The sequence below is a fragment of the Candidatus Abyssobacteria bacterium SURF_5 genome, assembly GCA_003598085.1.
Taxonomy (GTDB): Bacteria; Abyssobacteria; SURF-5; order SURF-5; family SURF-5; genus SURF-5.
Genome location: QZKU01000144.1, coordinates 20,094 through 41,498 on the forward strand (window position 1 = coordinate 20,094; position 21,405 = coordinate 41,498).

Sequence of the window (21,405 nt, forward strand, 5' to 3'; positions counted from 1 at the left end):
TTATTCCCTCTCGATGACCTGTCGTTCGGGCGGCTCGGTCCGCCAGAACAGGCGCCACGGCCGTCCGACAAGGTCTTCGGACATGTCCCTGAAATTGACGGAGGTCGATTCCAGATTCTCGATCACGGTATTCATGTCATCGACGTTCTCCGTCACGAGCGCATCCAGTTTTTCGGCGGCGTCGCGCGCCTCGGCGGCCGCCGTGCGAATCTCATCTATTGTAGTATCCAAATCATCCCGGTTTTCCGCTACTACGGAAGAAAGCATGTCGGCAAGTATATCGAGTTTTCTTGAGGCCTCCCGGAAATTCTCAATGGTGGTGTTGATCTCCTGCCGGTTCTCCTCCACTATGCCGGCGACTTCCTTGATCACGCGGCTGATGTTTTGCCTGTTCTCGATAAGAATGGCATCCAGGTCGTTCAGAAGCCGGTCGAGGTTTTCAGCGGTCACTTCCAGTCGCTTGCGCAGTTCGGGAACCTCCTCCATCAGAATGTTATCGTTAATGATGCCGAGCGACGTATCGAGCCTGTCAACAACGGTGCGGGCTTGCGCTATCAGCTCGTTGAAGGTCGGGACTTCGGTCGCTTGTATTTCGCTGCCGGGCGGGAGCAGAGGCGCCTCCGCCGAGCCGGTGCTGATCTCGATATAGAAATCGCCGACAAACCCGATGTTGTTTATGAAGGCGACCGAATCGGTTTTGATGGGTACTTCTTTCTTGATACTCATGACGACGCTGATCAAGCTGGTGTCTTCCCTGGAGACGTGAACGTCTGAGACGTTGCCGACCTCCATCCCGCCGAACCGGACGACTCGCCCCGGATCGATGCCGGCCACGAATTTCAGCGAGGTTGAATACTCGACCATCTCCTGGCCGAGACGCAGACCGAGAATGGCAATAATGAATCCGGCCAGGATCAAAATGCTGAGGACCAGCACGAAACCGACTTTCACCTCGTCAGCCCTGTATCCCATCTACTCCCCTCTTTCCCGCAGGATGTCCTGGAGATAATCGCCCCGGCCTTCGCCTTCCGGATGCGGAGCCCCCTCAAGAAATTGCCGCACGATTTGATTGTCGCTGCGGCGCATTTCGTCGGGAGTCCCCAAGAAAAGGATGTCCCCGCCGTGGATCAATGCAACTCGGTCGGCAATCGCAAAAGCGCTCTCGATCCGGTGGGTCACCACCACCATGGTCAAATGAAACGCGCGCTCCAACTTCAATATCAAAGAGTCGATATCAGCGGCCAGGCGCGGGTCAAGTCCCGCAGACGGCTCATCGAAAAAAAGTATCTCGGGGTCCATCGCCATTGCCCGGGCCAAGCCGGCCCTCTTCCGCATGCCGCCGCTCAATTGAGACGGCAACAGGCGTTCTGCCCCCGTAAGCCCCACCAGTTCGAGCTTGATCTTCACCATGATGTCGATGACCGATTCGTCCAGCCGGGTGTGCTCCCGCAGCGGGAGCGCAACGTTGTCAGCCACCGTCATCGAGTTGAACAAAGCCGCGCTTTGGAAAAGAACGCCAAACTTCTTCTTGATGTTCGCGAATTCCTCCGGGGAAACCTTCGTGATGTCCTGGCCGTAAATCAGAATCTTGCCGGATGACGGTTTTTTTAATCCTATCAGGCATTTCAGAAATGTGCTCTTCCCGCCGCCGCTTTCGCCGAGAATCACCATCGTCTCGCCGGCCATGACGTCCAGCGATATCTTGTTCAGAACCACTCGGTCGCCGTACTTCACAACAAGGTCGCGCACCGAGATTCTCGCCTCGGGACCGCCTGATTCGAATGCTGAACGGCCTGTCATAACTCAACCCATTGTTCGGGTCAGATCACATAGTAAAAGAGAGCGGTGAAAATCAAATCGGCAACGATGATCAAGAAAATCGAGGTGACGACAGAAGAGGTTGTGGCGCGACCCACACCTTCGGCGCCTCCCCTGACGGAAAAACCGTAGTAGCAGCCGACCATGGCGATTATCATCCCAAAGGCCACGCTCTTGATCAAACCGGTGATGATATCCCGCATGACAAGATAATCGACCGTATACGAATAATAGAGATTGTAATTCATCTCGAGGCTGTAAACGCCGATGAGCATGCCGCCGGCAATGCCCACAAGGTCAGCGATCATCGTGAGGCAGGGTTGCATGCAGATCATGGCGAGGAGCTTGGGCGCCACCAGGAATTTGATCGGATGGAGCGCCATCGATTCCAGCGCATCGACTTCTTCCGAGACCACCATGGTGCCGATTTCCGCCGCAAAAGCGGACCCGCTCCTGCCCGCCATGATGACGGCCGCGATCAGCGGGCCGAGTTCCCGGGTCATCACCACGCCGACAATCGGGGGAACATACAGCAGCGCGCCGAACTGCTCGAGTTGATAAGCCGACTGCATCGCCATGATCGCGCCGACGAGCGCGCAGATGAAACTGACGATCGGGATCGAATCGAAGCCGACAATAACCATGTGGCGGAGCACGCTCTTCCAGCGCATTCCCCGCGACGTGAAGGGGGCGATGAAGCTCCATTCCAGCGCCTGAAGAGTCAAGCGCAAAAGGCGCCGAGCGGCCCGAATAACTGAAAACAACCTGTTTCCGAAGTAGCCAAAGAAAGCATTTAGCGCTTCGGCCGGATCTGGAGAGCTTCGGATTCGGTTTGGCATATCTGGAATACCTGGTGAAGGCGGGCCAGCTTGAAGACTTCGGAAACCCGCTCGTTGAGGCCGACAAGACGGACGATGCCGGAATATCGTTTCGCCAGTTGGAACCCTTCTACCAGTGTGGCGACTCCCGAACTGTCTATATATGTCACCTCAGAGAGATTGACGACAATCGGCGAAAGCTCTTTTTTGACGGAATCCAATATCGCCTCGCGCAAGGACGGCGACGAGTACAGGTCCACTTCGCCTTCGGCCCGTATGATGACGGCCCGTCCCGCACGTTCAGTCTTAACCACCATTGTCGTGCTCCGCGGAGGAGAGAAGCTTTGTCATGTGGATTTCATTGCCGACCTCATGTGTGGTCTCGTACTCGACTTCGTCCATCATGCATCTGATCATGTGAACGCCAAGACCGCCCGGCTGGACTGAGGCCGCGTCCGGCGGCCGAATGCGCGAAAGGTCGATCTTCTCACCGAAATCCCTGATGCTGATCTTGATCCTGTCCTCGTGCAACTCGCATTTGATCACAATGATCTCGTCGGGCTTGCCTTTATAACTATGGCGTATGATGTTTGAACAGGCTTCACCGACCGCCAGGCAGATCCTGTCGCGGTCCTTGAGGGAAAACCCGTTCAATTCCGCAAGTTCTGCGATAAGGCTGCGTACGATGCGCAAGAACCGAGGAATGGATGGGATAGAGAGACTGACGGTTTGAATGGGATGTTCCGGATCTCGCTGGTTCACGCTTGGGTACCGCGCAGGCCTCTGATAGCCAGCGCATAGTCCGACGTCGAGAAAACGGAAGAGCCCGCTACCAGAATGTCGGCGCCGGCCTTGACAACGGCCGCGGCATTTTCCGTAGTGATGCCGCCGTCGACCTGGAGATTCACCCGGTTTCCAATAAGCTCTTTTGCGTGCGCGATTTTCTTTAATATCTGTGGAATGAATTTTTGGCCGCTGAACCCGGGGTTTACCGACATGATCAGCACCATATCGAGATCGTCAACCATGTATCTGACGTTATCGATCGGCGTGGACGGATTCAATGAAGCGCCGGCCCTGACACCCAGATCCTTGATCTGATGGATTACCCGATGAAGATGAGGGCACGATTCGACGTGAACTGTGATGATGTCCGCCCCCACACTCGCAAATTCTTCTATATAGTCGGCCGGATTCTCAATCATCAGGTGGACATCGAGCGGGACGGTGGCAACCGATTTAATTGCCCGTATAACAGCCGGCCCGAACGTGATATTCGGGACGAAATGACCGTCCATGACGTCCAGATGGAGCAAGTCGGCGCCGGCCTGCTCGACGGCAGTCACTTCTTCGGCCAACCGGCGAAAATCAGCGGATAGAATTGATGGGGCGATTTGGACTCTCACCGCATGATCCTTTCTGTTTCAAGCACGTCGTCAAGGTAAACCTTTACCGTACACTGAGCCGAATATCCGAAAGCCGCCCGGATACCGGCGCCCGGTTCTTCGATCTCATTATATATGGTTCTAATTCCTTCCGGATCGGTGACTTCAATGCGCACCGATTTCGACCAGAACCCGTAGGGCACCTGGTAAATGAAAACAGCCTGTTTGCGCTCAAGCTCATTCACTTCCCCCTTCAGACTGCTCACCACCAGCGAGATCGTATCTCCCTGGCGCACCAGCAGGCCCGGCCGCGGATTCTGGTCAAGTACTGTCCCCTGCGGGCGGCTAAAATCTATTCTCGGCATTATTTCCCCGATCTGGATTCCCATTGCCTCCAGAATACGGCCCGCCAGCTCTACCGAGGCTCCCGCGAAATCAGGTAATCGGTATTTTCGAGGATATTGGCCGAGACTCACCAACACGTTTACCGGCGTGTCACGCTCAACCTGTTGCCCGGCCGCCGGCATTTGCGCAATCACCGTATCTGCCACCTTTTGATGATGAACTCTCGAAATCCGCCCCGCTTTCAGACCGGCCCGGTTCAGTTCGACCTGGGCTTCCCGCACCGGTTTGCCTGAGACATCAGGCACCTGCGAGATCTGGCTCCCCAGGCTGATCACCACCGAGATCGACGCCCCCTCCTTTATTACCGACCCCGGAAGCGGATCTTGCGATACAATGAAGTTCTCCGGAATCAACGAGCTGTTTCTGGCGCCGGCTTTCTTTAATTCGAGCCGGCGCTCACTCACCAGATCGAGCGCCTCCACTACGCTCTTGTTCACCAGGTTCGGAACAACCACTTTCTCACCATGCTTGATGATGAGGTTCAGCGCCAGCAGCCCAAAAACAACGGCCGAAGCCAGGAAAACAACGGCCCCGATCGCGATTTTCACAAACGGCGTCGTTACCAGCTTCTTGACGGAATTCTGATCCTGTTTTACTTCGTTTTGCACAAACTTATTATATTATAATCGCCTGAGACGGGCAATGAAAAACCCGTCCATGTTCTCATCGCCCGGTAAAATCTGCACAAACCCCTTGCTTGTCAGATATTTCTCCAGGGGTTTGGGTACGTGCGGATCGACCTCAAACCGGCTGTGCCGACTCAAGAACCCCTCAACCAATCGCTCATTCTCTCTTTTTGCAATCGTACACGTTGAATATACCAACAGCCCGCCCGGCTTCAGACATTCCGAAGCGCGTTCGAGGATCTTTGCTTGCAACTCGACCAAAGCCGGGATCTGCTCGGGTCGCAGCCGCCATTTCAAATCCACGCGCCTTCGTATCACTCCGAGCCCCGAACACGGAACGTCGGCCAGAACCCGGTCGGCGCCGGAAAAAAGAGGCGTGAGGTCTTCCGTCGCGTCCTGTTCTTTCGTCTCGACGATAGCGGCGCCCAGACGCGCCGCATTTTCTCTGATGAGACCAAGACGATGCTCATGCACGTCGAGCGCATTTATCTTTCCCTGATTCCGCATTAACGCCGCCAGATGTGTCGCTTTTCCCCCCGGACCCGCACACGCGTCGAGTACCGTGTGACCCGGGCGGACGTCGAGACAATAAGACGCAAACATCGAGCTCACGTCCTGCAGATAGAAAAGTCCTTTCTCATGAGCCGGCAGTTTCCACGGGGTCGCGCCAGCGGCAAATTCGACGGCTTCTTCGAGCAGTGGGACGGGCGACGCTTGAACGCCCTCGCGCTCGAGTTGCTCCAGAAGTTTTCGCCGGTCCGTTCGAAGCGCGTTCACGCGCGCGCTGAGAGGAGGCATCTTGTTGTTGTTCTTCAGGATCGTGATCGTCCGCTCCGATCCCCAATCCTGAATGAACTGCTCCACCATCCACTGAGGGTGCGAGTACTTTACCGAAAGATCGGCGGCATTATCTTCAGGAAGCGCGTCAACCGCCCGGAGCAGTTCTTCCCGGTGCGAATTTCGGAGCACCGCGTTCACGAGTCCCGCAGTGCCGGCATGCCCGTATTTCTTTGCCAGCTTGACGGATTCGTCGACCGCAGCCGATTTGGGTACCCGATCAAGATACAGAATCTGGTACAGCCCCAGGCGGAGAATATTCCGTATCCAGGAAGATAATTCCTCGAGCGGTGTCGTGCTTTGGCGGCTCAGCGCCCAGTCGAGCGTTCCTCTCGTGCGGAGAGCGCCCATCACGAGCTGATGAATGAAGGCGCGCGCCAGATCGGACGCAGCCGCTTCCTCTTGCGATGCGAGCAGCAGTTTCGTGAACGAAAGAGCGGCCTCCGTTTTCCGGAGAATTTTCAGCGCCTGTTCCCGCGCCGGATCAACCAGTTGTTTCGGCATAACGTCAGAATATCGGCCGGAAGATAATCACGAGCCCAAGATGACGCCCGGTTTGACCGGGTGCCCTCGCAAAAATTCAGCTGTCCTCAGGCGCTTGCCGCCGGCCAATTGAAGTTCCAGCACACGCATTGTTCCGCCCGAGGCCTGAATCACAAGATCGTTGCCCTCTGCGGCAAGAACCTCGCCCGGCTCGCCGGTATCTTCGCGCGTTCCGGCGGGAACGGTCCTCCAGATTTTCAGGGGCTTGCCTTCCAGCAAGGTTTCGGAGCCGGGCCAGGGATTGAACGCTCTCACGCGGTTATGGATTTCTTCCGGCGCCCGATTCCAATCTATCCGGGTCTCTTCTTTCGTTATCTTTTTGGTTATGGTCGCCTGGGTCGCATCCTGCGGTTGGAGAGTTATCGTTTCTTCCTCCATCCCGTCGAGGGTTTCGACCATCAAAGAGGCTCCGATTTGCGACAGTCTATCATGAAGCGTTCCTGCCGTGTCATCGTCCGCTATGCTGACTTTCCGCTGCAGGAGAATGTCGCCTGTGTCCATTCCTTCGTTCAGCAGCATGGTGCTCACTCCGGTTTCGCGGTCGCCGGCCAAGAGGGCGGCTTGTATCGGTGACGGTCCTCGGTACTTCGGGAGGAGCGAGGCGTGCAGGTTGATGCAGCCGAGGCGAGGGGCTGAAAGAAATTCTCGCTTGAGGATTTGACCGTAAGCAACAACAATGGCGGCGTCCGGTGCAAGCAGGCGCACCTGCTGCACAACTTCGGGCGATGACGCTTTCTCCGGCTGAAGAACAGGAATGCCGAAAGCGGAAGCCGTTTGCTTTACCGGGGTCGGCGTCACACGCAGCCCGCGGCTGCGCGCCCGGTCCGGCTGGCTGATAACGGCGGCAATTCGGTGGTGACTTTGCTGGATGCGTTCGAGGGTGGGGACAGCAAACGCAGGGGTGCCGAGAAAGATTATTTTCACGCTTTTCTTCTTACATGAGCCCCGGAAGCTTCAGGTTCATTCCGCCGGCTATTTTGGACATCTCCGCCGTGGCCAGTTCTTCCGCCTTGCGAAGAGCCTCATTAACCGCCGCAAGCGTCAAATCCTGCAGCATCTCAATATCATTCGGGTCAACCACCTCGGGCGAAATCTGGATGGATTGGATTTCCCGCCTGCCGTTGGCGACTACTTTAACCATCCCGCCCCCTGTGGTGGCCTCGACCGTCTTCGTACCAAGCTCATCCTGCAGCTTGCTCATTTTTTCCTGAAGCTGCCGCGCCTGCTTCATGATCTTTCCCATATCCATATCGAACGCTCCTTCCTGAGGTGAAGCTAATCACTTACGTATACAATTTTGCCATTAAAGAGTTCCAGAACCTTTTTCACTATCGGGTTTTTCAGCGCCCGCTCGACAAGTTGTTCCTTTTCTGCCTCCGGAGGAGGCGTCCTCGACGGCGGCTCTTTTGCTCGGTGGGATACGGGATGAGCTTCCGCAGTAATCATCTTTATCTTGATGGCTCTCCCGCTGACAGTTCGCAGCGTCTGCTCCAGGAGCATCGTCATTTCCTTCTGCTCCAAATGTCGCCTATTGTAGCTGTGCTCCGGCGCAAAACTGATGATCATCTGATCGTTATCCAGTCCGCAGAAGCTGCCGCGCTGCAAGAAAGAGTAAATCGACATCCGGTGTTTCTGGATTTCCCCCAGGAATTGGTTCCATAAGTCAAGCTGGGACTGAGGCTCCTCTTCCCCGGGGTCTTCCGCCGGGCGGTGTTCGATGGGCTCTTCAATCCTTTCGGGCTCGTCCCCGATTTCATTTGCGCCGTCATATGAATAAGTCGATTCGGAAACGCCGCTTTTCTCCGACACGGGCGTTCCCCCATCCGTCGGCGAAGCACCCGAATCCCCGCGGGTTTTCTGCAATCGTCTCTCGAGAGAAGTCAGCTTCGAGAGAATGCTTTCAACCGACACCTCGCCGCCGAGATGAGCAAGCCTGATAATCACCATTTCGAGCGCCACCCTCGGCGAGGGCAATTGACGGAAGCGGCTCTCGAGTTCCGACAAGTCCTGGACTATCTTGACGATGTTCGTTTGTTCATACTTTTTGCAGATTTTTTTCAGATCGGCTATCTCTTCCTCCGGCAGATCAATAAGGGCCTCATTCTTTGGGTAGGTGGCCAGAAGAAGGTTCCGAAAATAGAGGGTCAACTCCTTGAGGAACTGACCCAAGTCCTTTCCCCGCTCCACGACGTCGTCGATGATTTGCAGGATAGAAATGGAATCTCCGGCCGAGATCGAGATCGCCAGTTGGCGGTAAAGCTCCTGACCCACCGTTCCAAGCATCGCGTGCACGTCATCAAGCAATATCTCGCCGTCGCTGAACGAGACCAGTTGATCAAGAATACTGAGAGCATCGCGCATGCTGCCTTCAGATGAACGGGCGATGGCGAATAGTGCGCGATCCGCTATCTGCAAATGCTCCGTTTCCGCAACTTCTTTCAGGCGACCGTGTATCTGGCGCGATGTCAAGCGGCGAAAGTCGAAGCGCTGGCAGCGCGAGAGAACGGTTGTTGGAATTTTATGAGCCTCGGTGGTGGCCAGGATGAATTTGACGTGGGCGGGCGGCTCCTCCAGCGTTTTCAGAAACGCGTTGAATGCGGCGGTCGAAAGCATGTGGACTTCGTCGATGATGTACACTTTATACCGCAAGTTTGCAGGCGCTATCTTTACATTTTCGCGCAGGGCACGGATATCATCGACGCTGTTGTTGGAGGCGCCGTCTATTTCAATAACGTCGATCGAGCGACCCAGCCCGATCTCAGTGCACGCTTCGCACTCGCCGCACGGCTCGCCGTCGGCCGCGACTGGGCAGTTAAGCGCTTTCGCGAAGATCCGGGCTGTCGTCGTCTTTCCAATGCCGCGCGGGCCGACGAAGAGATAGGCATGCGCGGTGCGGCCGGACCGGATCGAGTTGAGCAGCGTTGTGGTGATATGTTCCTGCCCCACGACATCGCGGAACTGCTTCGGGCGCCATTTTCTCGCTAATACGACGTAGGACACTGCTTCTCCTTCTATTTAATCGAGCCCCGGGAGCCGGCAACAGGACCCCTTAGATTTTGATGCATCAAAAAAATTTGGCTCGTGCACCCGCCCTCGATTCACTTCACAGGCCGCTTTCCGGACCGCCAACTCAGACCAGGTTACCTCCGGCACACCGGACAGTCGCTTACCGCTGCTCCCTTCCGGGCCTGGCGGGGTTGGGCAATATCCGATTGCGAAGGACCCGCTCCTCATCGCCGGCGTATCCGGCGCAGACACCTGATCCATCAAACCTCAGACGGGAATTCGATCTCGCTAAAGCGGGTTGCGAGTACAGGGCACCGCTAACTCCCCATCTAGCACGAGCCGAAACATGACCGATCTTTAGACGCGCCGCCTAAAATTTGCGCTTTCAGTCGCTCTGATTATCTCAAGAATGGCGGAGAGGGAGGGATTTGAACCCCCGAGGCGAGTTTTAGCCCGCCTAGCCGATTTCGAGTCGGCCGCTTTCAACCGAGCTCAGCCACCTCTCCAATACGAATGGCGGGCACAGATGTCCCGCCTTTCAATTATAGCATGTTTCGACAAAGTTTCAACCCTAAAGCAGAGGCTGGGGCCGCATGCTTCGAGGGGGGCCAAACGCTTTTTTACGCGTACGAATGCAGGCCCGAGAGGATGAAATTGACGCCGAAATACGTGAAGATCACGGCCAGAAAGCCCACGATCGAGCCGACCGCCGTAAACATGTTCAGGTCCTTGATGCCGAACCGGCCCGATACATACTTGAAGTGGATGATGATCGCATAAATGATCCACGTGATCAGCGACCAGGTTTCCTTCGGGTCCCAGCTCCAGTAAGTGCCCCAGGCTTCGTTCGCCCAGACGGCCCCCGTGATGATGCCGATCCCGAGGAAGAGGAACCCGAAACGAATCGATTCATAATTGAAAGATTGGAGCACCTTTTTCAGCTCCGCCTCTTTGCCGGTCCCGCCTTTTACGGGAGAACGCTCCCCCTTCAGCTTCAGAACCACATATACAGCGCTCACACCCGCCGAAATGGCAAAAGCGGCGTATCCGATGAAGCAGGTGATGACGTGATACGTCAACCAATTGCTTTGCAGCGCGGGAACAAGCGGTTCAATCGCATCATTAAAAAATGAAGCCGCCGCAAGGGCGGTGACCGCCAGGATCGCCGCGAGCGCGCCGACCACGCGTATCTTGTAGACATATTCCAAGACAAGATAGATGAGGATAATCGACCAAGAGAACAGCATGAGCGACTCGTACATATTGCTGAACGGCGGCCTCTGAGCCTCCTGCCAGCGCAGGAGGATCGCGACGGTCATGAGAACGAGGCCCAGAAGCAGGCTCATCGTGCCGGTATATCCGAAAACTTTGCCCAGGCTCTCTCTGCGCGTGAAATTATTGACTGCGTAGACGAACGAAGCCAATATCATTGTTAAAAATGAGATATTTACCAGAGAATTACTCATATTTTGCTGCTCCTATCGCTTCTCGACCGTCCGCAGAAAGTTGTTCGGCCCTTGCGGCCCTTGATTTCCTGACGAGGGGATTGACGTAGAAGATGACAATCATCCCCAACGTCATAACAATGAAACCGATATACACCAGCGTGACGCCGGGGTCTTTTTTCACCTGTAGTCCGCTCCAACTCGAACGCTCGGAGTCGTAAGACGACTGGTAGAACGTGTAGCCGCCGTATCTCAGCGGGTCGTTCACCTCGATCTTCTTCTCGGCCACCACCTTGCCGTCATTTATTACCTGCAGGATGCTGAAGTAGTCTTTTACCATATCTTCCTGCTGAAACACCATTTTATAACCGGGAACATCGATCGGATTACCTTCCCACAGATAAACGGGGTCAGCCAAGCTTGACAGCGACAGCTTTATCGCCGGTTGATTCGGCATGTCCGGCCGGTTCTCGATCGTTCGGTTGATGTTCGCATTCGCAATAAATCTTTTGGCGGCAAACGTATACGCGATATCCGACACGGTTACCGGCTCGTCGATGTTGATCTCTCTCTTTTCCACCAGTTTTCCATCACGCAGGACCGCCAGAACGGGAGCGCTGCCCTGCGGATTCAGCACGAGCAGCAATCGAGAGGCATCAGCCTGATGCGGGTCCATCCGGTATTTCATCTCAAATGGCGCATCGGCGCTCGCATGCATCGAGGGAAACTTCGCGAAGAGCCACTGCTCCTGGCTGAATTCGTTCGGACCGGTGACTCTGACCTGGAGCGCCGGATTGTTCGGCTGATCGGAGCGGGAAACTACCTCTCGCCCCGGATTGATGACAAAATCCGGCACGTACCGAAGAACTTCGAGGGTGTATCCGGTATCGCCGATCTTGTGTTTCGCGCCTACTTCGGTGGAGTATGTTCTCTTTTCGGATTCGCCCGGAAACGTGATCTCTATTTGGCTGCCGCTCTTAGGACGCGCCGTCAGCAGCTTGATCTTCTCTTCAATGTCATTTTCACTCTCAACAACGAGGTAGAGTACCCCGAGGCCCGAACGCCCAAAGGTATACGGTCGCTCGATTTGCGATATCACGTACGCCTGTCTCTCAGTTCCGTCTCCAGACAACGTGAATTCCATGGCAGCCATGCCGGTTTCCTGAGGTCCTTCAGTTATGGAGGTGACCATCGAAGCATGGGGAAGGAATTCTTCCACCACGATTGTCTCGGCATTTGCGGATTTGACGCCGGCTCGCGAGAGCAGGCCCGACCACGCCGATTGCGGAAGGGCGACAGTCTTCCCCTCGTCGAGCGAAAAGCTCTTTTGTTTTCCGGATTTCACGTCCAAAACGAACAGGCGGTTTGCCGGCTCCTCGCGCAGGTCCAGGATGAAATCGGCCAGTTTTAGCTGGAACGGCAAAGTCTCCATTTTCTGGGTGGCCCGCCCGATGCTGATCTGGTCGGTGGTCTCGCCCTCGTGTATCACCATGAATCCCTTGATTCCGAAGATCGCGCCGGCGAGTGCGCCCAACAAAATGAACAGCAGCCCGAAGTGAGTCATCATCGCGCCGGCCCGGTTCCACCGCAGCTTGAAGCGGCTGACCGTGCACGCCAGCGTGTTCAATCCCAGGAGAACCAGCAGAATGACGAATCGCGGGTCATGATACACATCATAAAACCCGAGAAACCGGAAAATGCGGTCCCATGTCGGCCCGTATACCTCTGCATATTGATTCGGGTCCTGCGCGTTCTGCAATACGATCGTACCCACAACCGATGGGATCAGGATCAAGACGAACAATACAATGGTTAGCTTGACTGAACAGAAAAACTTCCAAACTTTGCCTAGCATTTTTTCTCCTGGTTAACTTTTATATTATACCATGCCATGCATGAGTATCTGAAGCTCGCGATCTGGCTGGAGGATTTCAAGCGGGATTAACCTTGACATCCTTCTCCCTTCACATGCAAATATGACCTGAAGAAAACAAGTGAGCAAGTGCTTTGCCAACACCTGTTTCTCTCCCCCGCTTCACGGCGGCCCAATCCTTCATTCACGCCTTTGCCCGATCAACAGATGCGTTACCCGCTGTAATCAGCGAACATACACGATACAGCCGGGAGCCTCGTCCAGGGAAAAAGGCAACCGCCGGCCTTGACGGCAAATCCTCCCAAAAAGACACGTGTTTGTTTTCCACTACGACAGCATGCGCCCGCGCTGAAAACATACAGCGCGAACAGCGAGAGATGAGCAGGAGGGGGAACCTTTTGAGCGGGAACGAATCTACCTTTCTCGCGCCACGATATAATCGCAGAGGTCGACCATCGATTTCTTGTATTCGGAATCCGGAAAAACGTCAAGGGCGCGCTTGGCCTGTGCGGTGAAATCGCGCGCCACCTCGATGCAATATTCGTCCGCGGCGCAGGTGCGGACGATTTCGCACAGCCAATTCTTATCTTTTTCCTCGAGTCGGCGCTCGTGCAGGATTTTCTTTATTCTGTCGCCGTCACGCTTGTCGAGCCGGCTCAGCAGGCAAATGGTCGGCAAGGTTGCCTTGCCTTCTCGGATATCGCAGAGTATCGGTTTACCCAATTTTTCCTCGCCGGCCACAAAATCGAGCAGGTCGTCAACGATTTGAAATGCCATGCCGAAGTTGTAACCGAAAGCGTGCATTGCATCCACCGTCTCGGCCGGTTCTCCGATGAGCTGAACCGGCATCTTGCAGACAGCCCCCATGAGCGAACTGGTTTTATGCTCGATGATGCTGAAATAATCCCGTTCGCTGATGATGCCTTCGGAGCGGGCGGTGATCTGATGGAGTTCTCCTTCAGACATGTGTTTGATCGCCGTCATCATCGTGCGCATGATGCCGGAATTATGATTGTCGCTGAGAACGTACAGCGCCTGTGAAATGATGTAATCTCCGAGGAGAACCGCAACCTTATCGTGCCAACGGGCGTTAACCGACTCCGAGCCGCGCCGCATTTTGGCGCCGTCAACAACGTCATCATGGATCAGGCTCGCGAAATGCGTCATCTCGCTGGCCACCGCGATATCAATCAAGAAGGCGTCGTTTTTGCCTCCCGCCGCCATTCCGGTCAGCAGCGCCAAAGCCGGACGTATCTGCTTTCCCTCGACAACTGTCTTCTCGAACCCGATTCCACTGATTAAACTAAAAGCATCCCGCAGATGCCCGAGCAGGTTCTTCCTGACCGCCTCCAGTTCTCTTGAAATCGGCTGATAAATCGTAGATAAACTCACGTCCTGTGAAAGCTGCATGGACAGTCTCCGCTTCTACTCGAAATCCGATTTTTTGGGTACTGAGAATCTCTCCGACGATTGCGCCGGGCCCAAGGCAAAAAATGCGATAAATCAATCGCCGGACAGATCGACCGACCCTGGAGGTAACTCTTGGGCAACAGACGAATTCGCATTATTTTAGCACATTATCGAGGAGCGCGTCAAACAGGTTTTTCCGGAACACCCGCACCTGTTCGGCTGCGGAAAAAACCCCTGTAAGGAAGCGATCTCGATCGCCCAGACCGGAAATTTACCGGCTTATCATGTGAATCGCCTGTTTGCGAACGGCTTCGTCGGCCTCATGAATGCTCTCGGAGAGGGTGGGATGCGCGTGAATCATTTCCGCGAGCTGTTCGACCGTGATTCCAGCGTGTACGGCGAGCACCAGCTCATGAATGATGTCGGTCACATTCGGGCCGATCATGCTGGCGCCAAGCACCTTCTCGGTCTTCTTGTCCGCGACAACCTTCACAAAACCGGTGGTATCCTCGATAATCATCGCCTTGCCCAGCGCAGTGAATCGGAATTTGCCGGTTTCCACCTCAAAACCGGCCTCCTTCGCATCATTTTCCTTCAGGCCGACACTGGCGATCTCCGGCCGGGTATACACGCAGTACGGGATGGCATCATATGAAAATGTCCGGTCCCCGCCAAGAGCGTTGGCGACCGCCACTGTTCCCTGCATGCTCGCGACGTGCGCGAGCATCACTTTTCCCAGAACGTCGCCGACAGCGTAAATGCCGGGCGCGCTCGTCTCCATCTTGTCGTTGACCAGGATAGCGCCGCGTTCGTCATGGTCCACGCCGGCATCGTCGAGCCCGATCCCTTCGGATACGACCGACCTGCCGACTGCGACCAGCGCCTTCTCGGCCTCGATGACTTCGCCGCCCTCTGTCGCGGCCTTCACCTTGCCGTCGGACACGTCCATATTCGTGATTTTGGCGCCCGTCAGAATCTTGATGCCGCGTTTCTTGAACTCGCTTTTCAGTGTCTGCGAGACCTCGCGTTCTTCGGTGGGAATAAGCTGCGGAAGCAGTTCGATAATAGTCACTTCCGAACCGAAATCGCGAAACATGCTTGCGAACTCGCAGCCGACGTAGGCGCCGCCAATGATCATGATCGACTTGGGAACCTCTTTCAGGTCGAGCGCCTCGGTGCTCGTTATCACATTGACGCCATCCACCTTGAACATCGCCGGCCGCATTGCCTGCGAGCCGGTCGCAACGATAATCTTGCCGCTCTCGCCCTTCGCCTGTCCCTGCGGCAGTGTGACGCCGACGCGGCCGTCGCCAAGTAATCTCCCCTCGCCCTGCACGTACTCGACTTTGTGAGCCTTCAATAGGCTATGGATTCCGCCGACGAGTTTCTGGACAATCGCGTTCTTGCGTTCGAGCGCCTTCGGGTAAGCGAGCCTGACGTCGGATACCTCCACGCCGAATTTTTCCGCCTCCTTCGTCCTGGCCAATACATCGGCGGTCGCCAAAAAAGCTTTTGTTGGAATGCACCCCCTGAGCAGGCAGGTGCCGCCGACTTCATCTCGCTCGATAAGCGCTACATGTGCGCCGAGTTGGGCCGCCCTGATCGCGGAAACGTAACCGCCGGTGCCGCCTCCAATAATCGTGATATCGAATTTCGCCATTGACTTTTCTCCAGTGCAGGGTGTCTCTCGTGCGGCAAGAATAAAAAACTATAACATTTAATTTTCGTGCAATCTAGCACATGCAGGGAGCGATGTCAATGTATCAGTCGCCGCCGCGCAGCCACTTCTGTATTTCTCTCTCCGATGGTTCTATGGGATCGGGAGTGAGGCCGGGGATATACCGGCAGGCCTCATACAGAGCGGCGGCATGATTGCCATGGACGCCGGCAACGTGATGAACGTACGGCCCCCGAATGATGCGCTCTTCCCAGAGCGGCCAATCGCCCGTCTCAAACCAGACATACGTGCCTCGGCTCAAGGGGCCGGCGACCGTTTTGCCCTCGCCGATCAGGAGCGAGTACTCGCCGTGGTCGCCGTCGAATCGGGCGACCGTGACCGGGCCTTCTTTCAACCTGAATTCGCCGCAGCCGGGATAGTTGCCTTCCATGATGTAGTGGCCGCTGCACGCAAGAGTCGGGCTCTTCTTGTCCTTGAGAGCGAGCGGGAAGTTGCCGCAATGCCAGAGCAGTTCCGCATTGTCGTTCTCGGGGTGGCGAACGGTGAGATCGGCAAAGAAAACGGATTGCTCCATTCTCGCCGCCGCCTGAAGCAACAAAGCCGTCACCGCACCGTGCACGTCGGTTTCGCAGGTTACCGGCAAGCCCTCCGCCGTCAAGAGGCCATTGATGAAACAGGGAACGATCCCGAGCGCCGGCTGCATCGCGTTCCAACATTGGAGCGCGATCGCGTTTAGTTCGCGCTCCTTTGCCCATTCCTTCAGCACCCTCTTGAGACCGACCATCGCCTGGAGCGCTTCTTCCGAGCAATCGGTTGTATCGACGGCCGCCTTGATCGATTTGACCTCGTTGACAACCGCTTTCCGATGATCTTTCACGATAGCGCGAGCGCGATCAGCCATCTCGGAAAGCGCCACGGGCGCCACCTCGATGCCGAACCGCTCGAGAAGCTCGCCCTCGTTATACATCATCGTCCAGAAAGCGCCCGGCCGGGGCGCAACCTGCCCGATGCGCATGCGCCGGAATGCGTTCGCGGCGGAGGCGGCGGAAACGAAGGTGCGAAACCCCCTCTCGAAGACCGGCTCATCGAGACGACTGTTTACGATATAGGTGAAGGGGACGTTCATTCGGCGCAGCACCTTGCTCGTGGCGAACAAGCCGCACTGAGTATCGCGCAGGCGCAGGCCGTCGGGGCTGGGCGCATCATCTCGCGGTCCCCATAACAGCAGCGGAACCCCGAGCATCTTGCCCAATTTCGCGACGGCATCCTCGGAACCGAAATTGCAGTGCGGCACGAAAACGGCATCCACGTATTCATGCCGGAACTTCTTGAAAACATCGTTCACCTGATCAAGATTGAAAAGGAGCCCCTCGTCGTTCAACCAGTCGATATCCACAACATCGATGCCGAATGACTTGAGCTTCTTCAGAATCAATTTCCGATATTTGCCGGCTTCTTCCTTGCTGAAAGTGACCCGGCGCGTCGGCGCATACCCGAGCCTGAATCTCTTGCCGTTCATAAAGCTCCTTTCCAATGGGGTCAGTCTTACATTATGATTCTGCTGCAAAACCCTCACTCTCGGGTTCAACCGCGCTATGGTAGGTGCGAATTTATTCGCACATTCAAGACTGGCCGAATGAATTCGGCCCTACCAAAGGGGGGCTCTGCAGTGGAATCACATTATTACGTTTTGCTAACGGAAGAAGCTGTTTGCCCCTGAAACGACACGTTTCGCTTTTATCTTGGAATCCAGTGCCTGTTACGGCACCCAGAACGGCCCGGTTTTTCCGATCTCCCGCAGCGTGTTGAAGAATTCGGGCATGAATTCCTGCATGCGCGAAATGTAATCCGGCTCCATTCGCTTGCGGAAAAAATCGATCGAGAACAGTTTTACCAGGTCCGCCACCGGTATGATGCCCGCCTCGGTCGCGGGATCAAACTGCTTCCAGTTTCTCAGATGTTCTTCCGACCGGAAGAAGTTCATCGTGCTTCAGGCAAAGCCCGGATCTTGCATCCACGAGAAGAACGGAACGGAGACATGCCCGATGATCTCTTCAGGCTGTTTCTTGAGGATTTGACCGTCCTTGACCTCGACGTGGATCGGCTCGCCGCAATCGAGACAGGGAGAATCAATATTAATGATCTTGCCCGGAAAAAGCCAGCAGACTGCCAGCGACTCGAATGCTCACTGGCCAAACCATTTCTGAAGGCCGTCAATCGTGATTCGGTACTGGTTCTGCAGGTTGTGAAACGGGGCCATCGAAACCAGCAGGTCGGTCTTGGGGTAGAGCCAGCCGGGCACGCCCGAATTGATCAGGTTGTGCAGCGCCTGGCGCCCCTCCTCCATCGAAACCCCCAACTCCTTCGCGATTTGGGTGTAATGCGGCGCCTGTCCCGTTTCGACCATCCCTCTCATGATGATGTTGAACGTTCTGTCCAATTGCGTGGGTTCGGCCATATGCTCATCCTCCTGTCCTTTGCCGCGACCTTTAAAGCCGCCGAAATTATATGAGGTTTCGCTAACTATTTCAAATCAAACCCGTTTGTGCAACTGAAACAAAGGACAGCCGCCAAAAGTTCATGATAGATTCTGCTGCAAAACCCTCACTCTCCGGTTCAACCGCGCTATGGTAGGTGCGAATTTATTCGCACATTCAAGTCAAGACTGGCCGAATGAATTCGGCCCTACCAAAGGGGGGTTCTGCAGCGGAATCCATGAAAAACTCCTTTTGGTTTATAATATGCAAAATCCGAATAATCCCGGGTCCATCGAATAGGAGGAGAATAATGTCTGGCAGAGGTTCTATTGCGTCCACATCACCCCGACCCCATACAAGCCCGCTCTTTCTTGCCGCGGTTCTGTTCATCTTTTTCACGGTTTTCTATTCAGGATGCGGAAGACGTGCCGAAGTCATTACCGCACAACATTCCGGCCGAAGAGTCGGCCCCTATGACGCCGACGGCCGATATATCGCATACGTCTGGTCTCCGGCGCAACTGATGAGCACCCAGGGACACCTGGTGCTTCTCGATACGTTCTCCTCCGAGGAAATCGAGCTCGAACCCGATCTCAACGGGCCGATAACCTTGTCCAACGGCCGCGTGATCTGGTGGAACTCCCGGCTGAGAGATGTTGAGGGGATGAGCGACGTTCTCGTGTACGATATCGAGAAGCGCGAAAAATCCGCGGTCGCCCGCGCGAAAGTGGCGGGGCTGGATGCCGATGGCGCCCATATCGTTTGGGAACAGCAACATCCTGATCACGGCAGCGAAATCGTTTTGTTCAACCAGGATACGGGGCAACAAAAGGTAATCAATACACCCGCAGAGACCCTCGCGATTAACCGGAACGCTCAGATTGCAGGCGGGATGATCGCATGGGAGACCTATATTCCGAAAACCAATCAATCGGCAATCGTGCTTTACAATCTTGCGGACCAAAAGCTTTCGGAAATCAGGAGCTCACACGGACATATCCGGTACAGCCTCTCAGGCGAATACCTCGTTTACTGCCAAAACAAGGACATCCATCTCTACGCCATTGCCTCGGGCGATGACCGAACAATTGCGTCCCTTGAACGCCTGAAAGGGACGCCGCGCATCGAGGGAAACAGGATCGTTTGGTGCGAGCATATCAGAAAGGAAGAATTTAAGGGAATTCCGGGCCAACCGCTTATGGACGAAAAAGATATCTGTAATGTTCTTGAATATGACATCAGTTCCGGCAAGAAGCGGACCATTGCCGCCAACCTGCTCTCCAATGCCGGCGTAAACATTCTCGGCGGACGCATCTATCTGCCGGTTTATCGTGAATATCCGCCGCCCGGCGCGAGCAACCTGGTCGTTTCGGTGGACTTGATGGCGTGGCAAACGTGACAGCGCGGGGCGGCCTCTCACAGCTTGACTCCCGCCTCTTTTCCGAATATCCTTAAGAGGCTCTCCCGATGCGTTGGTTCTCCCCTCGACCTCTAATGCGCTCTGATATTCGGACGATGCACAGGAGTTTTCTGTATGGCCCAAAGAGATGATATGCGCCGCTTCTTCTCGCCCCAATCGGTTGCCATTGTCGGGGTCCCGCGCAAGCCCGACCGCTTCGGCGGCGGAAGCTTTCTGGCAAAACTGCTGGAATGCGGTTTTCCCGGAAAACTGTTCCCGATCAATCCGGGTGCGGACGAAATCCTCGGACTCAAGGCATATCCTTCTCTCTCATCGCTTCCTGTCGCGCCTGATCTCGTGATCGTTAGCGTGGCGGCCGCCCATGTTCCGGCAGTCCTCGAAGAATGCGCCCGCCTCGGCGTGCGGCACATTCATATCCTTTCATCAGGCTTCAAAGAGATCGGTACGGAAGAGGGCGGGCGCCTTGAGGAGCGGGTACGAAAGATTGCAGGCGAGATGAACTTGCTCATCATCGGCCCCAACTGCATGGGGCCATATTGCCCGTCCTCACGATTGACCGCCTGGGGCGCCATTCCCGGCATGAGCGGACCGGTCGGCGTCATCTCACAGAGCGGCGGTATCACGCAACGGCTGACGGAATACCTCTTTTCAATGGGAATCGGGACAGACAAGGCCGTCAGCATCGGGAATGCCGCCGTCCTGGATACTCCCGATTATCTTGAATTCATGGCTCATGATGAGAACGTCCGCGTAATCGCGATGTACCTGGAGAGTGTGGGCGACGGCAGGAGATTTTTTCAGTTGGCGCGCAGGATCACGAAAAGCAAGCCGATCGTGGTCTGGAAAGGCGGTGAGACAGGCGTCGGCGCCCGCACGGCGGCGTCCCACACCGGCACGCTCGCGGGTAATCATGCCCTATGCGAAGCCATGTTCCGCCAGAGCGGAATCACGCACGTGCGTTCTTTACATGAATGGGCCGACGCCATCATAGCCTTTGCCTTGCTGCCGAAACCGCAGGGCAGACGGGTGTTCCTCATTGGCGGCGGTGGAGGCAACAGCGTCGGCAACAGCGACACATGCATCAGGGAAGGCCTCGACGTGCCAAGGCTATCGGAAGCTAGTATGAACAGGCTTCGCGAAACTGTGCCGGTCGCGGGTTCCATCGCGGGCAATCCTCTTGATATGTGGCGCATATTCGACGACCCGGATTACCTGCTGGAAATCCTTGAACTGGCATATGACGAGCCGAACGCAGACATGCTTATTGTGGATCGTTTGATCCCCCGGAAGGCGTTCCACATGGAAGAACGGGCCGATGCGACGGCGCAGATCGCGAAGCTGATGAGAAAACACCTGCTCGAAAAACCGACCGTTGTCACCGCCGACTCCGACGGCGGCGACCCGGAATTGGCGGCAAAGGGGGCGGCTCTGCGCGCCAAATTCACCAGCGCCGGCATACCAGCTTATCCCTCGCTCCAGCGTGCCGCCCGCGCCCTCGCTCATCTATATCGATCCGGACGTCATCTTTGATTCCGCCGCAGAACCCCCCTTTGGTAGGGCCGAATTCATTCGGCCAGTCTTGAATGTGCGAATAAATTCGCACCTACCATACCGCGGTTAAACCCGAGAGTGAGGGTTTTGCAGCAGAATCATCTTTAGGAGAT

At 55.7% G+C, this 21,405-nt stretch carries 21 protein-coding genes, 1 tRNA gene and 1 other RNA gene; 2 read left to right on the top strand and 21 right to left on the bottom strand.

Annotated elements, in window-relative coordinates; translation table 11 throughout:
* The 21 genes from C4520_21535 to C4520_21635 form a co-directional block, all read right to left on the bottom strand.
* On the bottom strand, window positions 1–972 hold the full coding sequence (locus tag C4520_21535) for an MCE family protein (protein ID RJP14302.1): 972 nt from the start codon (window positions 970–972) through the stop codon (window positions 1–3).
* Window positions 973–1,800, bottom strand: coding sequence for an ABC transporter ATP-binding protein (locus tag C4520_21540; protein ID RJP14303.1), 828 nt, complete (start codon window positions 1,798–1,800; stop codon window positions 973–975).
* A 20-nt stretch (window positions 1,801–1,820) separates the two neighbouring features.
* Window positions 1,821–2,657 (bottom strand): ABC transporter permease, encoded by an 837-nt coding sequence (locus C4520_21545; GenBank protein ID RJP14304.1) that lies wholly within the window; start codon window positions 2,655–2,657, stop codon window positions 1,821–1,823.
* A complete protein-coding gene (locus C4520_21550) occupies window positions 2,612–2,953 on the bottom strand; it encodes an anti-sigma factor antagonist (protein RJP14305.1) in 342 nt (113 codons plus the stop codon). Before C4520_21550 ends, C4520_21545 begins: the two co-directional genes overlap by 46 nt.
* Complete coding sequence (locus tag C4520_21555) at window positions 2,943–3,398, bottom strand: ATP-binding protein (protein ID RJP14306.1); 456 nt, start codon at window positions 3,396–3,398, stop codon at window positions 2,943–2,945. The genes C4520_21550 and C4520_21555 overlap by 11 nt, the downstream gene beginning before the upstream one ends.
* A complete protein-coding gene (locus tag C4520_21560) occupies window positions 3,395–4,042 on the bottom strand; it encodes a ribulose-phosphate 3-epimerase (GenBank protein ID RJP14307.1) in 648 nt (215 codons plus the stop codon). The genes C4520_21555 and C4520_21560 overlap by 4 nt, the downstream gene beginning before the upstream one ends.
* Window positions 4,039–5,034, bottom strand: coding sequence for a PASTA domain-containing protein (locus C4520_21565; protein ID RJP14308.1), 996 nt, complete (start codon window positions 5,032–5,034; stop codon window positions 4,039–4,041). Before C4520_21565 ends, C4520_21560 begins: the two co-directional genes overlap by 4 nt.
* 12 nt (window positions 5,035–5,046) lie before the next feature.
* Entirely contained in the window at window positions 5,047–6,393 is a 1,347-nt protein-coding gene (rsmB, locus tag C4520_21570; protein ID RJP14309.1) for a 16S rRNA (cytosine(967)-C(5))-methyltransferase RsmB, read from the bottom strand.
* A gap of 27 nt (window positions 6,394–6,420) precedes the next feature.
* The gene (locus C4520_21575; protein RJP14310.1) at window positions 6,421–7,356 is read right to left on the bottom strand and encodes a methionyl-tRNA formyltransferase; all 936 of its coding nucleotides are present in this window, start codon (window positions 7,354–7,356) and stop codon (window positions 6,421–6,423) included.
* 10 nt (window positions 7,357–7,366) lie between these two features.
* Entirely contained in the window at window positions 7,367–7,681 is a 315-nt protein-coding gene (locus C4520_21580; GenBank protein RJP14311.1) for a YbaB/EbfC family nucleoid-associated protein, read from the bottom strand.
* A 26-nt stretch (window positions 7,682–7,707) separates the two neighbouring features.
* Window positions 7,708–9,447 carry a DNA polymerase III subunit gamma/tau gene (dnaX, locus tag C4520_21585; protein RJP14312.1) on the bottom strand — a complete coding sequence of 580 codons (1,740 nt, stop codon included), beginning with the start codon at window positions 9,445–9,447 and terminating at the stop codon, window positions 7,708–7,710.
* 64 nt (window positions 9,448–9,511) lie between these two features.
* An RNA gene (ffs, locus tag C4520_21590) (signal recognition particle sRNA large type) lies at window positions 9,512–9,776 on the bottom strand.
* Window positions 9,777–9,848: 72 nt separating this feature from the next.
* Window positions 9,849–9,944: transfer RNA gene (locus C4520_21595), tRNA-Ser, on the bottom strand.
* Window positions 9,945–10,058: 114 nt separating this feature from the next.
* The gene (gene ccsB, locus C4520_21600) at window positions 10,059–10,904 is read right to left on the bottom strand and encodes a c-type cytochrome biogenesis protein CcsB (protein RJP14313.1); all 846 of its coding nucleotides are present in this window, start codon (window positions 10,902–10,904) and stop codon (window positions 10,059–10,061) included.
* The gene (locus C4520_21605) at window positions 10,897–12,738 is read right to left on the bottom strand and encodes a hypothetical protein (GenBank protein ID RJP14314.1); all 1,842 of its coding nucleotides are present in this window, start codon (window positions 12,736–12,738) and stop codon (window positions 10,897–10,899) included. Before C4520_21605 ends, ccsB begins: the two co-directional genes overlap by 8 nt.
* A 432-nt stretch (window positions 12,739–13,170) precedes the next feature.
* Window positions 13,171–14,166 (bottom strand): polyprenyl synthetase family protein, encoded by a 996-nt coding sequence (locus tag C4520_21610; protein ID RJP14315.1) that lies wholly within the window; start codon window positions 14,164–14,166, stop codon window positions 13,171–13,173.
* A gap of 271 nt (window positions 14,167–14,437) precedes the next feature.
* Window positions 14,438–15,826: a dihydrolipoyl dehydrogenase gene (gene lpdA / locus C4520_21615; protein ID RJP14316.1), complete on the bottom strand. Its 1,389-nt coding sequence runs from the start codon at window positions 15,824–15,826 to the stop codon at window positions 14,438–14,440.
* Window positions 15,827–15,929: 103 nt separating this feature from the next.
* Entirely contained in the window at window positions 15,930–17,363 is a 1,434-nt protein-coding gene (locus tag C4520_21620; GenBank protein RJP14317.1) for a fucose isomerase, read from the bottom strand.
* A gap of 240 nt (window positions 17,364–17,603) precedes the next feature.
* Entirely contained in the window at window positions 17,604–17,828 is a 225-nt protein-coding gene (locus C4520_21625; protein ID RJP14318.1) for a hypothetical protein, read from the bottom strand.
* 6 nt (window positions 17,829–17,834) lie between these two features.
* Window positions 17,835–18,017, bottom strand: coding sequence for a hypothetical protein (locus C4520_21630; GenBank protein ID RJP14353.1), 183 nt, complete (start codon window positions 18,015–18,017; stop codon window positions 17,835–17,837).
* Window positions 18,018–18,029: 12 nt separating this feature from the next.
* Window positions 18,030–18,302: a hypothetical protein gene (locus C4520_21635; protein ID RJP14319.1), complete on the bottom strand. Its 273-nt coding sequence runs from the start codon at window positions 18,300–18,302 to the stop codon at window positions 18,030–18,032.
* 329 nt (window positions 18,303–18,631) lie between these two features.
* Here C4520_21635 and C4520_21640 point away from each other — a divergent pair, with 329 nt between their 5' ends.
* Together C4520_21640 and C4520_21645 are read left to right on the top strand one after the other, a co-directional pair.
* Window positions 18,632–19,720 carry a hypothetical protein gene (locus C4520_21640; GenBank protein ID RJP14320.1) on the top strand — a complete coding sequence of 363 codons (1,089 nt, stop codon included), beginning with the start codon at window positions 18,632–18,634 and terminating at the stop codon, window positions 19,718–19,720.
* Window positions 19,721–19,855: 135 nt separating this feature from the next.
* Window positions 19,856–21,271, top strand: a complete 1,416-nt coding sequence (locus C4520_21645; GenBank protein ID RJP14321.1) for a hypothetical protein — start codon at window positions 19,856–19,858, stop codon at window positions 21,269–21,271.
* Window positions 21,272–21,405: the final 134 nt, after the last annotated feature.